General features: G+C 70.8%; 13 protein-coding genes. 5 read left to right on the forward strand and 8 right to left on the reverse strand.

Annotated features, from left to right (window positions below):
- The first annotated feature begins 247 nt into the window (after positions 1–247).
- Positions 248–715: an Hcp family type VI secretion system effector gene (locus ACFVSU_RS14390; protein WP_387144114.1), complete on the forward strand. Its 468-nt coding sequence runs from the start codon at positions 248–250 to the stop codon at positions 713–715.
- Between the two features lie 57 nt (positions 716–772).
- A complete protein-coding gene (locus tag ACFVSU_RS14395) occupies positions 773–1255 on the forward strand; it encodes a hypothetical protein (RefSeq protein ID WP_375871499.1) in 483 nt (160 codons plus the stop codon).
- A 3-nt stretch (positions 1256–1258) separates the two neighbouring features.
- Here ACFVSU_RS14395 and ACFVSU_RS14400 read toward each other — a convergent pair whose 3' ends face one another.
- Positions 1259–2008, reverse strand: coding sequence for an ABC transporter permease (locus tag ACFVSU_RS14400; RefSeq protein ID WP_387144118.1), 750 nt, complete (start codon positions 2006–2008; stop codon positions 1259–1261).
- A gap of 105 nt (positions 2009–2113) precedes the next feature.
- On the opposite strand from ACFVSU_RS14400, the gene ACFVSU_RS14405 reads away from it, so the two are divergent.
- Positions 2114–2992, forward strand: coding sequence for a PhzF family phenazine biosynthesis protein (locus ACFVSU_RS14405; RefSeq protein ID WP_387144121.1), 879 nt, complete (start codon positions 2114–2116; stop codon positions 2990–2992).
- Positions 2993–3187: 195 nt separating this feature from the next.
- Here the strand turns inward: ACFVSU_RS14405 and ACFVSU_RS14410 are convergent, their stop codons facing one another.
- The 6 genes from ACFVSU_RS14410 to ACFVSU_RS14435 form a co-directional block, all read right to left on the reverse strand.
- Complete coding sequence (locus tag ACFVSU_RS14410) at positions 3188–4156, reverse strand: sugar kinase (protein ID WP_387144124.1); 969 nt, start codon at positions 4154–4156, stop codon at positions 3188–3190.
- Positions 4153–4815, reverse strand: coding sequence for a bifunctional 4-hydroxy-2-oxoglutarate aldolase/2-dehydro-3-deoxy-phosphogluconate aldolase (locus ACFVSU_RS14415; RefSeq protein ID WP_387144127.1), 663 nt, complete (start codon positions 4813–4815; stop codon positions 4153–4155). The genes ACFVSU_RS14410 and ACFVSU_RS14415 overlap by 4 nt, the downstream gene beginning before the upstream one ends.
- Positions 4805–6034, reverse strand: a complete 1230-nt coding sequence (gene manD, locus ACFVSU_RS14420; protein ID WP_387144130.1) for a D-mannonate dehydratase ManD — start codon at positions 6032–6034, stop codon at positions 4805–4807. Before manD ends, ACFVSU_RS14415 begins: the two co-directional genes overlap by 11 nt.
- Before the next feature lie 78 nt (positions 6035–6112).
- Positions 6113–7513: an MFS transporter gene (locus ACFVSU_RS14425; protein ID WP_387144133.1), complete on the reverse strand. Its 1401-nt coding sequence runs from the start codon at positions 7511–7513 to the stop codon at positions 6113–6115.
- A 43-nt stretch (positions 7514–7556) separates the two neighbouring features.
- Positions 7557–8561: an L-idonate 5-dehydrogenase gene (locus tag ACFVSU_RS14430; protein WP_387145241.1), complete on the reverse strand. Its 1005-nt coding sequence runs from the start codon at positions 8559–8561 to the stop codon at positions 7557–7559.
- Positions 8562–8590: 29 nt separating this feature from the next.
- Positions 8591–10114 carry a mannitol dehydrogenase family protein gene (locus ACFVSU_RS14435; RefSeq protein WP_387144135.1) on the reverse strand — a complete coding sequence of 508 codons (1524 nt, stop codon included), beginning with the start codon at positions 10112–10114 and terminating at the stop codon, positions 8591–8593.
- Positions 10115–10297: 183 nt separating this feature from the next.
- Here ACFVSU_RS14435 and ACFVSU_RS14440 point away from each other — a divergent pair, with 183 nt between their 5' ends.
- Together ACFVSU_RS14440 and ACFVSU_RS14445 are read left to right on the forward strand one after the other, a co-directional pair.
- A complete protein-coding gene (locus ACFVSU_RS14440; RefSeq protein WP_387144138.1) occupies positions 10298–11239 on the forward strand; it encodes a LacI family DNA-binding transcriptional regulator in 942 nt (313 codons plus the stop codon).
- A gap of 77 nt (positions 11240–11316) precedes the next feature.
- Complete coding sequence (locus tag ACFVSU_RS14445) at positions 11317–12189, forward strand: SAM-dependent methyltransferase (protein ID WP_387144141.1); 873 nt, start codon at positions 11317–11319, stop codon at positions 12187–12189.
- Positions 12190–12210: 21 nt separating this feature from the next.
- On the opposite strand, the gene ACFVSU_RS14450 is transcribed toward ACFVSU_RS14445, so the two are convergent.
- Positions 12211–13719: a sulfatase gene (locus tag ACFVSU_RS14450; RefSeq protein ID WP_387144144.1), complete on the reverse strand. Its 1509-nt coding sequence runs from the start codon at positions 13717–13719 to the stop codon at positions 12211–12213.
- Positions 13720–13758 lie beyond the last annotated feature (39 nt).

The following is a 13758-nucleotide window of genomic DNA, read 5'->3' on the forward strand; positions in this document are numbered from 1 at the left end:
GTACCGGAGTTCGATCCCGGTCACGGGATGTCGGCCGGCAACGTCCTGCCGTCGTGGTGGCACCAGACCGGCATCCCGATCCTCATCGACCGGTTCGAAGCCGCGCAGCAGGCGAACGGTTCGGAAGGTTCGATGGACTGACCGCCGACCCTCTTGCGGGTGCCGCCTGCCGGGAGTATCTGTGAGGTGGTCGCGCGAGCGACCGCGCGACCGGGGGAATCGCGGATACAGGTGGGGAGCGCGTGCGATGGCCGATGAGCAGTTCCTCACGATCGCGTCGATTCCCGGGGAAGTCGTCGACGACCGGCACCCGGGCGCCATCGAGGTCCTCAGCTGGAGCTGGGCGGTGTCGAACGCCGCTCCGGCCGGCGGCGGCGCGGGCGGAGGTCGGGTCGGCAAGCCGACGCTCTCCGATATCGCGGTTTCGCTGCGAATGGATGCTGCGACCCCGCGCCTCTTCGATGCCTGTGCGCGCAGCATCCGTCTGCCCGAAGCGCTGCTGTCGGCACGACGTGTGGGCATGATCGGCGACTACTTCACGGTGCGTCTGGAGGAGGCCGTCGTGACCTCGGCGACCACCGCGTTCGCGGGCGAGGAACCCGCCGTGCAGATCACCCTGGGGTTCGCGACCGTGACCCTGACCTACCAGACGACGCTGCCGGACGGCTCGCTCGGCGATCCGGTCGCGGTCACGATCGGGCGCGCGCAGAGGTGATCGGCCCGGTGTGACGGTGCGTGGAATGCAATCCACCGATCCGAAAGGGAGTCACCGATGAGTTGGAACGAGATCAGCAGCACGGTTCGCATGCTCTCGCTGCTGGGGCGCATCAGGCCGGAGATGTTCGACGTCTTCCCGCCGCACAGCCACCGGGCGCACCTCGCGAGCAGGTTCGATGCGGTGGCGCTCAACCCGCAGCCGCTCCCGCCCCGGTGGATGCTGGCGGCCTCGGAGCTCTCGGGCTACATCGCCGAAGCGGTGCTCGAGGCGGACCTCCGAGGTGAGGACCAGCCCGGCTGGGTGACCGAGGTGCTGGACGACTGGTGCGGCACCGGCTGGCCGCGGCGGCTGCCGATTCCGCTGCCGGGTCCGCGCGGCGAAGGCCCGCAACCCGAGCCGTGGGATGTCGCGGCGGCGCAGATCACGGGCGCGGTGGCATTCGCATCGCTTGCGTCGCGGCTGGCCGGCGGCCACGCGCAGGCGTCGTTCGCCAAGATGGCCGAGAGCCTCGCGGAGGCGTCGAGCAGGGAGATGTAGGCGTCACGCCGGCTGCGTGGGCTTGGTACGGACCGGGCCCATCCACGTCGCGACCAGCACCGACGTGATCGCGCCCGCGGCCATGATCGCGGCGAGCACGACGATCTGGAAGCGACCGGCCTCGATCGGCGAGATGCCGCCGAAGATCGCACCGACGAAGGCGCCGGGCAGCACGACCAGCCCGGTCGTCTTCGTCTGGTCGATCGCGGGCACGAGCGCATCGCGCACGGCGCGGCGTGCGAGCAGCAGAGTCGAGGTTCGCGGCGTCGCTCCGAGCGCGAGCCAGCCTTCCACTTCGTCCCAGTGGTCGACGATCGCGGTCGTGAATATGCGCCCGGTGAGCGTCGCGATGCTCATCGCGTTCCCGATGATGATCGCCCCGATGGCGAGCGCGTAGCGCGGCGTGAGCTCCAGCGCGCCGGTCGCGAACACCACGGTCGTGGCGACGAGGACGCCGACTGCGATCGATGAGGACATCGTGGCGAACCCACGCGTCGACCAGCCGATGCGACCCGTCGCGACGGACGTGGCGATGGTGAACATGACGACGAGCGCGACGGCGATCCACACCGGGTTCGTGATGACGCCCGTGAGGATGACGCTGATCACCGCGAGCTGCACCGCACCGCGCAGGATCGCCACGACCGGCGCCCACATGCTCGGGATGCGGAAGGCCGCCAGGACGGCGGTCGTGACGGCCGCGAGCACCAGCACGCCGACGAGCGTCGGGGCCAGGCCGGCGGGCACGTTCACGATCGGAGCCTACCGACCGGGCGGCGAGCGCCGACGGGCGGACACGGTTGGGGAGGTTCTGCCAGGCTCGTCCTGTCGGAACGCCGCGCGACGGAACGGGATGAGATGGCTGAGCTGCGCTTCTTCTGGGTGGACGTCTTCGCCGAGACCCCGCTGACCGGCAATCCGCTCGCGCTCGTGCCCGACGCCGATGCGCTGAGCGAGCGCGAGATGCGCGCGATCGCGCAGGAGTTCAACCAGTCCGAGACGACGTTCCTCGTCGCGCCGTCGGCCTCCGGCGCGGACCACCGCCTCCGGTCGTTCACCGCCGCCGGCGTCGAGGTGCTCGGCGCGGGTCACAACGCGATGGGCGCCTGGATCTGGCTCGCCGACACCGGCGTACTGCCGCCCGAGCGGAACGAGTTCGCGCAGCAGATCGGCGACGACGTGCTGCCGGTGTGGATCACGCGCACTTCCGGTGGCCGGTCGAGGGTGACGATGCGGCAGGCCGCACCCCGGTTCCTGCACTCGACGACAGAGCACGCGGACTTCGCTGAGGCGCTCGGCCTCACCCCTTCCGCCCTGGCCGATCGACCTGCCGAGGTCGTCTGGACGGGGGCCGAGCACCTCATGCTCGGGCTCCGTACGCGCGCCGACGTCGACGCCGCGGCGCCGGAGCCGGCACGCCTCCGCGCGCTGCTCGCCGGGGTCGGCGCGGAGGGCTGCTACGTCTTCACCACGGAGGGCGGCCGGGACGGCGCCGACGCGTACACCCGGTTCTTCAACCCCACCGTCGGCATCGTCGAAGACCCGGCGACCGGCACAGCCGCCGGGCCTCTCGCCGCACTTCTCGCGCGCGACGGAGAAGCGTCGGGTGGCAGCATCCGTATCCTGCAAGGCCACGCGATGGGAAGGCCGAGCATCCTCGAGGTCGCCGTGGACGGCGATCGCGTCGACCTGTCGGGCAGCGGGCTCGTGGTGGCCGACGGCGTGCTCCGACTCTGACCCCGCCTCGACCTGTGCGCTCCGGGCGAGTCCGTTGAGCCCAGCTTCGGCGCGCCGGGGAGGATCGAGCATGCCCCGGCTCGCACAGAATCGGAGGTTCTGCCCGACACGCCGTGCCGAGCTGTCCGTCACCGGCGAGCCGCCGAGATCCTCCGATTCTGTGCATCCGCGGCGGTCCGCCGGGAACCGTCGGGATCAGCGGCGCACGGGGTCGCTGTCGCCTCCCGAGAGGAACCTCTCGACGTCGCGCAGGGTCGGAGCGGACTCCCAGTCCCCCGGGGAGGTGCACGCGAGTGCGCCGCAGGCATTCGCGCGTCGCAGCCGCTCCGGCACGTCGAGACCGTCGAGCGTGGCGCTGAGGTATCCGGCGACGAACGCGTCGCCGGCGCCCACCGTGTCGACGACGTCGACGACGAAGCCCGGCGACTCGACGGCGCCCGCGGTGGTGTAGACGGTGGCGCCCTCGGCGCCGCGCTTCAGCACGACTTCGGTGCACCCGGCTTCGAGCAGTCGGCGCGCGGCGGTCTCGGCATCCGTCTGCGGGAACAGCAGGCCGAGCTCCTCCACGCCGCCGAACACGACCTCGGCATGCTCGGCGATCTCACGGAAGACCGGGCCGGCTGCCTCGGGGCTCGCCAGCGCCGAGCGGTAGTTGACGTCGAAGCTCACCGCCACGCCGGCGGCGCGCGCCCGATCGACGGCGCCGCGCACGCTCGCGCGCGCCGACTCCGACAGCAGCGGCGTGATGCCCGTGACGTGGAGCAGCGCCGCCTCCTCGACCCAGTCGGCCGGAAGGTCGTCGGGACTCAGCCGCGACCCGGCCGAGCCCGAGCGGTAGTAGTGCACGGCCGTCGATGAGGCGGACGGCCGCTCCTTCACCATGAGTCCCGTCGGCGCGCCGGCGTCGACGACGCCGCGCACGTCGAGTCCCTCGGCGCGGATCTCGCGCACGACGCGCTCGCCGAGCGAGTCGTCGCCGACCCGACCCAGCCACGACGCCGAGACGCCGAGGCGGCCCAGCCCGATGGCGACGTTGCTCTCGGCCCCGCCGATGCCGAGCGCCAGGCCCGACGCGTGACGCAGCGACCCGAACTCGGTCGTGCGCACGAGGGCCATCGTCTCGCCGAGCGTGACGACGGCTCGCCCGTGGCGTGCATCGGTCATCGGTCGCCCGCCTCCGCGCAGACGTCGACGAACGACTTCGCACGGTCGCGGAGGGCTGCGAGGTCGCCCCCGCGGAACGCGTCGCCCAGCAGCGGACCGCCGACGCTCGCGGCGACGGCGCCGGCCTTCAGCCATGCGGCCGCGCCGTCGAGGTCGACGCCCCCCGACGGCATCGCGACGATGTCGGGGAACGGCCCGCGCAGGTCCTTGAGATACGAGGGACCCACCACGCCCGAGGGGAAGATCTTCACCGCGGAAGCGCCGGCCGACCACGACGAGAAAAGCTCGGTGGGCGTGAGCCCTCCGGGAACGATCGGCAGGCCGGCATCCGTCGCCTGCGCGACCAGCGCGGGGTCCGTGATCGGCGTGACCACGTACGCGGCTCCGGCGTCGATGGCCCGGGCGAGGTCGTCCGCGTTCGTCACCGTGCCGATCCCGAGATCGAGCACGCTGTCGTACCGCTCGCGCAGCGCCGCCCACCTGTCGAACGTGCCGGGGGTCGTGAGCGTCAGCTCGACGCTGCGGATACCCGCCTCGACCAGCACGTCGAGCACGCGGTCGTAGTCCTCCGCGCGCTCGGCGCGTGCGACGACGACCAGGCGCGAGGCGACCGTGCGCTCGGGCAGCGCCAGGCGCCCAGGCGCGGCCTCACCAGTCATGGACGGTCCCGTCGAGCAGGCGGTTCACCGGGAGGTAGGCCTTCGTGTACTCGAAGGCCGCGGCGGCGTCCTCGTCGAGCTCGACCCCGAGGCCGGGCGCCTCGCCCGGGTGCAGGAAGCCACGGTCGAACGTGAACGACGTCTGGAACACCTCGAGCGTCTGCTCGTTGTGCGGCATGTACTCCTGGATCCCGAAGTTGTGGATCGCGAGGTCGAGGTGCAGGGCCGCCGCCATGCCGACGGGCGAGATGTCGGTGGGGCCGTGGATGCCCGACTTGATGCCGTAGATCGCCGCGAAGTCCAGCAGCTTCTTCATCGCCGTGATGCCGCCGGTGTGCGTGACCGCCGAGCGCACATAGTCGATGAGCCGCTCGGTGATGAGCGTCTGATAGTCGAACACGGTGTTGAAGACCTCGCCGATGGCGAGCGGCGTCGTGGAGTGCTGGCGCACCAGGCGCAGCGCCGACTGGTCCTCCCCCGGCGTGCAGTCCTCGAGCCAGAAGAGGTCGTAGGGCTCGATGTCTTTGGCGAACCGCGCGGCCTCGATGGGCGACATCCGGTGGTGGCCGTCGTGCAGGATGCGCAGGCCCGTGCCGAAGTCCTCACGGATCTTGGCGAACACGTCGGGCATGTGCGAGAGATAGGTGCGGGTGTCCCACGTCTCCTCGCTCGGCCGGCCGTCGGCAGCGCGCTTGGCGGGCTCGTAGTCGTAGCGGACGCCCGGACCCGCCGACGAGACGCCGTAGATCTGGCCGAGCCCGGGCACACCCGTCTGCACGCGGACCGCGGTGAAGCCGAGCTCCTCGTACCCGGTGATCGCGTTCGCGAGAGCCTGGTAGTCGGTGCCCGAGGCGTGGGCGTAGACACGGATGCCCGTGCGGCTGGCACCGCCGAGGAGCTGGTACAGCGGCATCCCGGCCTTCTTCGCCTTGATGTCCCACAGGGCCATGTCGACCGCGGCGATGGCCGCCATCGTCACGGGGCCCCGACGCCAGTACGGACCGCGGTAGAGGTACTGCCACGTGTCCTCGATGCGATCCTCGTCGCGCCCGATGAGCATCGAGGCGACGTGGTCCGCGAGGTACGAGGCGACCGACAGCTCGCGGCCGTTCAGGGTGGCGTCGCCCCACCCGACGATGCCGTCGGAGGTCACGATCTTGAGCGTCACGAAGTTGCGACCGGGGCTGGTGATGTTGACGGTGACGTTCTCGATCGCCATCTGAGTCTCCTAGGAAGTGTCGGTGCGGCCGCCGCGGAGGACGGCCGCACCAGGGTTCGGATCGGGTGTCCCCGAGGACTACATCGCGGGACGCGGGTCGGTCAGGTCGCGACCGGTCCACTCGGGCGCGACGACCGCCGCGATGAGCGCCGACAGGGTGTACAGCGCGAGGAGCACGATCACCGGGATGACGCTGCCCGTGGTCGCAGCCACCCAGGCGGCGGCCAGCACGGGGCCGATGCCGGTCGCGATGATCGCCGCGATCTCGCGGACGATCGCCGTGAGCGTGTAGCGGTTGCGCGAACCGAAGATCTCGGGGATGGCGATGTTCTCCATCGACGCGAGGCCGAGGACGGCGACGTTGTGGATCACGACGTAGCCGACGAAGATCCAGGCGACCTCCTTGGTGTTGATCGCGAGCATCGTCGGGACGATGAGCACCAGCGCGAGCGAGGTCATGATGATGTACATCCGGCGGCGGCCGAACTTGTCGCCGAGCCAGCCCACGAACGGGATGGTGCCGAACCCGATGAGCGACGAGACGATCACGATCTCGGGCCCGACGCCCTTCTGCACCGCGAGGGTGATCGTGATGAACGAGATCAGGTACGTCTGGATGAGACCCGAGTTGCCGGCCTGCCCGAAGCGCAGGAAGAACGACACGAGGGTGGCCTTGATCGGCTTGCGCTGCAGCGACTCGAGCGTGCGGATGTCGTTGGTCTGCGTCGCGAGGTCGACCATCTCGTCACGCGACAGGGCCTGACCGTCGACGACGTCGGTGCGCTCCTCGAAGACCGGGCTCTCCTTGAGGTTGAGACGCACCCAGACGGCGAACACCATGATCACGGCGGAGGCGATGAACGGGATGCGCCAGCCCCAGGCCAGCACGTCCTCTTCGACCATGACGGCCAGCAGGAGCGCCCAGATCGCGGACGCGAAGAGCGTTCCGCAGTTGGTGCCGAGTGCGACGAGCGAGGCGATGATGCCGCGGCGCTTGGCCGGCGCGTACTCGGCGAGCATGACACCCGCACCCGAGATCTCGGCGCCTGCGCCGAAGCCCTGCGCGAGTCGCAGCAGGACCAGCATGATCGGCGCGATGATGCCGGCCGTCTCGTACGTCGGCAGGAAGCCGATGAGCGTGGTCGCCAGGCCCATGAGCAGGATCGTGTAGAACAGCACCTTGCGGCGGCCGATCTTGTCGCCCATGCGCCCGAAGTACCACGCGCCGAGCGGACGGGCGAGGTAGCCGACGCCGTAGGTGGCCATGGCGAGCACGACGGCCATGCCGGGCTCCTCGCCGGCGAAGAAGAGCTGGCTGAAGACCAGGGCCGCGGCCAGCGAGTACAGCTGGAAGTCCATGAACTCCAGCGCGGTGCCGAGCCAGCCGGAGACGGCGGCGCGGACGAGGTCGCCCGTCGAGCGGGTGACGGTGGGCGGCGGCGCGGGGGCGTCGACGCCGGGGACCTGGGGGGTGCTCATGAGTACTCCTTCGTAGATGAGTGAGCGGTGGAGGGGTGAGAGGTCAGAGTTCGAGCAGGACCTTGGCCGAGGCGGACGAGTCGCGCGCGACCGAGAACGCCTCGACGGCACGGGATGCCTCGATCGTGTGCGAGACGACGGCATCGAGCGCGTCCGATTCGGCGAGCATGGCCACGGCGTCATCGATCTCGGTCGAGAACCGGAACGCCCCGCGCAGGGTGAGCTCCTTCGCGAGCATCGGCGCCAGGTTCACGCCGATCTCGGCGTTCGGGAGCATGCCGACCTGGACGATCGTTCCGGTGCGACGCGCGGCGCGCACCGACTGCGTCAGCGAGACGGCGACGCCGGAGCACTCGAAGACCACGTCGTAGGACTCGTCGGCGATCGTGTCGCGGCCGACGAGCACCAGCTCGCTCGCCCCGAGCGCTGCGGCGCGGTCGAGCGGCTCGGTGCGCACGTCGCTCGCGCCGATGACAGCGGCCCCAGCGTGCGCCGCCGCGGCGACGACGAGAAGTCCGATCGGACCCGCGCCGATGACGAGCACGCGCTTGCCCGTGATGTCGCCGGCGAGGTTGACGGCGTGCAGCGCCACGGCGAGCGGCTCCGCCAGGGCCGCACGCTCGAGCGGCAGCGTCTCGGGCAGCACGCGGATCATGTGCTCCTCGACGACGAGGTACTCGGCGGCGCCGCCCTGACGATGCGGCGTGGTCGCGGCGCTGCCGAAGTAGTCGCCCCCGGGCCGCAGGTGCGGGTGGTCCTCGAGTCCCTGGACGGAGGCACCGTAGCGCGCCGGGTGCACCGTGACCGGGGTTCCCGGCTCGAGACGGCCGGACGGGTCGAGGTCGACCACGGCCGACAGCTCGTGCCCCGGGATCAGCGGCTCCTTGATCGCGTACTCGCCGTTGACGCCGTGGAAGTAGTAGTGCAGGTCGGACCCGCAGATGCCGACGAACCTGACGCGCAGGCGCACCTCGCCGTCGCCGGGCTCGGGAAGCGGGCGGTCCTCCCAGCGGATGTCTTCCTTGCCGTGGATCGCGAGCGCCTTCATGGCGGCTCCTTCCTGGTGCTGTGCCGCGGTCATGCCGAGACCTCGTGACGGATGCCGGATGCGTCGGCCTGCGCGGCGGCTACGCCGTCGGCCACCGCCGCCTCCACGCCGCCAGCGGTGATCGTGTCGATGAGCTCGCCCACCCGCGCGATGAAGGCGGAACGACCCGCGAGCTCCTCGCCGAACAGCTGCAGGCCCGAGATCGCGGCGTCGGCGACGCCCTCGCCGTTGCGCGCGCCCGCGGTGGCCTCGGCGAGACGCGGGCGCGCAGCATCCGTCATCGCATCGGCGAAGCGACCCGGCTGGAAGCCCGGAAGCGGAGCGAAGCACGACAGGTAGGAGGCGACGGTAAGCGCGATCAGGTGCGGCATCGCCCCGTTGTCGAGGGCCTGCACGGCGGGCTCGGGGATGCGCTGGCGGAGCTTCACCGAGCCATCGGTGCCGACCTGCGTCGTGCGGTGGCCGAGAGCGGTGTTGCCCCAGCGCTCGAACAGCTCACGCTGGTAGTCGTCGAAGTCGACGCCCGACGGCATCTCGATCGACGGCGCGTACTCGTCTGCGAGGACGATCCGGGCGGCGGCGTCGATGTCGGCGAGGCCGATCGCCTCGGGGATCGTCTCGACCCCGCGGAGCGCGCCGAGGTAGGCGATGAGCGAGTGGGTGCCGTTGAGCAGCCGCACCTTCATCCGCTCGTACCGGCCGACCTCGTCGGTGAACACGGCTCCCCCGGCCTCCCACGCCGGGCGGCCGGCACGGAAGTCGTCCTCGATCGCCCACATCGTGAAGGGCTCCGCGGGGACGGGGATGTCGTCGCGCGCCCCCAGTAGGTCGGACACACGGGTCTGCAGCTCGGGAGTCGTCGACGGGACGATGCGGTCGACCATGCTCGACGGGAACGACACGCGCTCATCGAGGAACGCGAGCGACTCGGCCCCTTCGATGCCCGGGAGGCTCTGCAGGAACTCGCGCACGAGGCGGCGGGTGTGCGATCCGTTGGCCGCCAGGTTGTCGCAGCTGAGCACCGTGAGCGGAGCACCGGATGCTGCGGCCCGCCGCTGGATGCCGCGTGCGAGCTGACCGATCGTCGAGGTCGGACTGCCGCCCTGCATGTCGGCCGCGATGACCGGGGACGCGACGTCGAGATGGCCGGTCGCGGGCGAGTAGCTGTAGCCGTTCTCGGTCACGGTAAGGGTGACGATGCGGATCGCCGGATCGGCGATGGCCCGCACGACCCGGTCGGGCTCGTCCGCGGCGACGAAGGCGTCGGTGTGGACGGCGGGAACAGCGAGTCGGGTTCCCGCCGGCGAGATCTCGGCGACGGAGTAGAGCATGTCCTGCACGCGCATCGCGTCGACGACCGACCGGGAGCGCGACGCGACTCCCACGATCCCCCAATCATCGCCGCTTCCCGCGGCGAGCGCAGCAGCGGTGTACACGGCCTGGTGCGCCCGGTGGAAGTTGCCGAGGCCGAGGTGGAGGATTCCCGCCGAGCGGGGCGCGTCGGGAACGGCGACCATCGTGGCGTGACCGCGGCCGAGCCGGGCGGCGGTCATGCCGTCGCTCCTGCGAGTGCGCTCGTCCGTCGAGTCGAGGGATCCTCGGTGATCGTCATGGAAAAGATTGTGCATGGTTTGTACAATCTTTGTCAAGGCGTTGCATCACATCGGCATGAGCCATGATGGAAACGCTGGCTGGGCTCGAGATCGGAACGCGGGATGACGGCGACATTGACCGACGTGGCTCGACGCGCGGGCGTGTCGGTCGCGACGGCCTCCCGCGCGTTCGGGGAGCCCGACCGCCTCGCGGTCGCGACGCGGGATCGCGTGCTCCGCGCCGCAAGCGACCTGGGTTACGCGAATCCGCAGGCAGCGACGGCCACGCGCACGATCGGCGTCATCGTCCCCGACGTGGCGAACCCCGTGTACGCCACCCTGCTCAAGGCGATCGAGGGTCAGGCCTGGCACGGCCGCCATCGGATCGTGCTGTTCGACGCGGACGAGGACCTCCGGCGCGAGCGCGAGCAGATCGAGCGCGCGCGCAAGCTCGACGGCATGCTGCTGTGCTCCCCCCGCCTGCCCGACGAAGACGTGCTGGCCCTCGTCGGCAAGACGCCGTACGTCGTGATCAACCGTCTCCTCGAGGGTGCTCCGTGCGTGCTGATGGACCCCGAGCACGGGCCGCGGCAGGCGGTCGAGCACCTGGCCGCCCTCGGCCACCGGCACATCGCCTACGCCGCCGGGCCTATCGGCTCGTGGGCCGACAGCCGGCGATCCGACACGGTCGCGCGCGCGTGCGAGAGCTTCGGCATCCGTCTCACGCGGCTCAGCCACCACGCCGCGTCCATCCAGGGCGGACGCGCCGCGGCGGCGCCCGCGGCCGCGAGCGGCGCGACCGCCGTGATCGCCTACAACGACCTCGTGGCGCTCGGAGTCGAAGCCGGCATGTCGGACCTCGGCCGCTCGTGCCCTGACGACATCAGCATCGTCGGCATCGACGACATCGAGATGGCGGGCGCCGTGACGCCGGGCCTGACCACAGTGCGCATGCCGATCGGCAGGAGCGGGGCCCTCGCCGTCGACCTCCTGCTCCAGGCGATGGCGGGCGCGCCCGTGGAAGAGGCGGCGGTGCTCAACTCGCAGCTGATCGTGCGGGGCTCGACGGCGGCGCCCGCCGCGTGAGGCCGGGCTCCGCCGGAGCGTTGCGCCGGTAGCGAATCCGTCCGGATCCGCCGATCGCGGCGGCGAGGATGGACGCCATGCCCGTTGAAGGTGTGGGAGTCACCGCCGTCGCCGTCGCCGCGGCGCGCGCCCTCGAGACCGATCGCCCCGATCCGCTCGTCGTCGATCCGTGGGCCGCAGCGCTCGTCCGCGAGTCCGGCGTCGCCGTGCCGTTCCCCGAGCACTGGCCCGAGCGCCTCGAGGACACCCCCGCGGTCGAGCACTCGATGCTCCTGGGCGCGATGTACATCGGCATGCGCACGCGGTTCATCGACGACGAGCTGCTCGCCGGCGGGCTGCGGCAGGTCGCCATCCTCGGCAGCGGGCTCGACACCCGCTCGTGGCGCCTCGCCTGGCCGGCGGGAACGCGCGTCTTCGAGCTCGACTCGCCGGAGGTCGTCGACTTCGTCGAGAGGACGATGGATGCTGCGGCCGCGACGCCGACCGCGGACCGCACCGCTCTCGGGGCCGATGTGACGGCGCCCTGGGCCGCCGCCATCGTGCGCAGCGGGTTCCGGCCCGACCAGCCGACGCACTGGGTGCTCGAGGGACTGCTCCCCTACCTCAGCGCCCACGACCAGTCGGCGCTGCTCGACGACATCATCGACCTGTCGGCCCCGGGCTCGCGCGCCGCGATCGAGCGCGCGCCGGCCCTCACCGACACCCCGGAGACGCGGGAGCGACTCGAGACCTTCGCGCTCGCGACCGGCATCCCCTTCGACGAGCTGCTCGCGCGCACCGACCCGCCGGACCCGGCTGAGGTGCTGGGCGCGGCGGGGTGGAGTGTCGAGGAGACCCGGGTCGAGGACCTCGAGCGCCAATACGGCCGGCCTCTCCGCGTCGACCGCGACGAGACCGCGACCGCCGAGCAGCGGGGCGGGTTCGTGAGCGCCCACCTCCCGACCCGCTGACGGCGCCGCGCTCGGGCGACGTCAGCTCGTCGCCCGCACCTCCGACACGTAGTGCTGGACGCGCTCGAGCATGTCGACGTCGTAGGGCCCCCAGGTCGGCTGGGGCGTGTCGGCGCCGACGTAGGGCTCGTCGGCGTAGCGGGCCTGGTACTCGGCCAGCTTTCGCTCGAGCCGCTGCTTGATGTCGGCGTACGCGGGATCGTCGGCGACGTTGCGCACCTCGGTCGGGTCGGACTTCAGGTCGTAGAGCTCCCATTCGGGCTCGAAGATCCGATCCGACGCACCCGGCACGCCGAGCCCCGCGCCGTAGTAGTAGATCAGCTTGTGGTCGTTCGTGCGGATGCCGTAGTGGGCCGGCGCCGCGTGGATGGGGTCGTCGTGCTCCCAGTACCGGTAGTACGCGGCATCCGCCCAGTCCTCGACCTGCTCGCCGCGGAGCAGCTGCCGGAAGCTGCGCCCCTGCGATGACGGCAGCGCACTGGCCGCATCGACGCCGCAGACGTCGAGGAAGGTCGCCGCGAAGTCGACATTCGTGATGATGGCGTCGCATCGTGCGCCCGGCTCGATCTCGGCCGGCCACCGCATCAGCATCGGCATCTGCAGGGACTGGTCGAACATGAGCCGCTTGTCGAACCAGCCGTGGTCGCCCAGGAAGAAGCCCTGGTCGGAGGTGTAGACGACCAGCGTGTTCTCGGCGAGGCCGCGCTCGTCGAGGTGGTCGAGGAGGCGCCCGACGTTGTCGTCGATCGACTGGATGCACTGCAGGTAGTCGCGCATGTAGATCTGGTACTTCCAGCGCATGCGGGCTTCGCGGTTCTCGGGTCCGCGGAGGTGCTCGGGCACCTCGGTCTTGAGGTCGTCCGCCCCCATGTCGTCGGCGATGGTCATGTGCACGCCGCGGACGGCCTTGCTGCGCGTCTCGTAGTCGTCGAAGAACGTGTCGGGCTCGGGGATCGTCCCGTCGGCGTAGAGATGCTTGTGCTTCTCGTCCGGAACCCAGGGACGGTGCGGCGCCTTGTGGTGCACCATCATGCAGAACGGCTGGTCTTCGGGGAGCGAGTCGATCCAGTCCAGCGAGAGGTCGGTCACGATGTCGGTCGCGTACCCGGGAACGACCCGGCTGCCCTCGGCGTCGATCATCTCCGGGTCGACGTAGTCGCCCTGCCCGGGGAAGATCGTCCATGCGTCGAAGCCGCGGGGCAGCGAGACGCCGTGCTCACCGAGGTGCCACTTCCCGAACATGGCGGTCTTGTATCCGCGCGTCTGCAGCACGTCTACGAAGGTGGGCACCCGGTAGTCCATCTCGGTCCAGATCGACGAGACGCCGTTCACGTGGCTGTACGTGCCGGTGAGGATCGTCGCGCGGGAGGGGCTGCAGATCGAGTTCGTGCAGAAGACCGCGTCGAGGCGCATTCCCTCGTCCGCGATGCGGTCGAGGTTCGGAGTGTGGTTGACCCGACTGCCGTAGGCCGAGATGGCGTGCGCGGCATGGTCGTCGGACATGATGAAGATGATGTTGGGACTGGTCATTTCTGCTCCCGAAGTCTGAGGGTCGTCATGGGCGGCGGG

Origin of the sequence: Microbacterium sp. NPDC058062 (genome assembly GCF_042885375.1) — a bacterium.
GTDB classification, from domain to species: Bacteria; Actinomycetota; Actinomycetes; order Actinomycetales; family Microbacteriaceae; genus Microbacterium; species Microbacterium trichothecenolyticum_C.

Coding starts and splice junctions, on each gene's coding strand:
- ACFVSU_RS14390 (WP_387144114.1), top strand. CDS start 248: ATGGCCGATGAGCAGTTCCTCACGATCGCGTCGATTCCCGGGGAAGTC.
- ACFVSU_RS14395 (WP_375871499.1), top strand. CDS start 773: ATGAGTTGGAACGAGATCAGCAGCACGGTTCGCATGCTCTCGCTGCTG.
- ACFVSU_RS14405 (WP_387144121.1), top strand. CDS start 2,114: ATGGCTGAGCTGCGCTTCTTCTGGGTGGACGTCTTCGCCGAGACCCCG.
- ACFVSU_RS14410 (WP_387144124.1), bottom strand. CDS start 4,156: ATGACCGATGCACGCCACGGGCGAGCCGTCGTCACGCTCGGCGAGACG.
- ACFVSU_RS14415 (WP_387144127.1), bottom strand. CDS start 4,815: ATGACTGGTGAGGCCGCGCCTGGGCGCCTGGCGCTGCCCGAGCGCACG.
- manD (WP_387144130.1), bottom strand. CDS start 6,034: ATGGCGATCGAGAACGTCACCGTCAACATCACCAGCCCCGGTCGCAAC.
- ACFVSU_RS14425 (WP_387144133.1), bottom strand. CDS start 7,513: ATGAGCACCCCCCAGGTCCCCGGCGTCGACGCCCCCGCGCCGCCGCCC.
- ACFVSU_RS14430 (WP_387145241.1), bottom strand. CDS start 8,561: ATGAAGGCGCTCGCGATCCACGGCAAGGAAGACATCCGCTGGGAGGAC.
- ACFVSU_RS14435 (WP_387144135.1), bottom strand. CDS start 10,114: ATGACCGCCGCCCGGCTCGGCCGCGGTCACGCCACGATGGTCGCCGTT.
- ACFVSU_RS14445 (WP_387144141.1), top strand. CDS start 11,317: ATGCCCGTTGAAGGTGTGGGAGTCACCGCCGTCGCCGTCGCCGCGGCG.
- ACFVSU_RS14450 (WP_387144144.1), bottom strand. CDS start 13,719: ATGACCAGTCCCAACATCATCTTCATCATGTCCGACGACCATGCCGCG.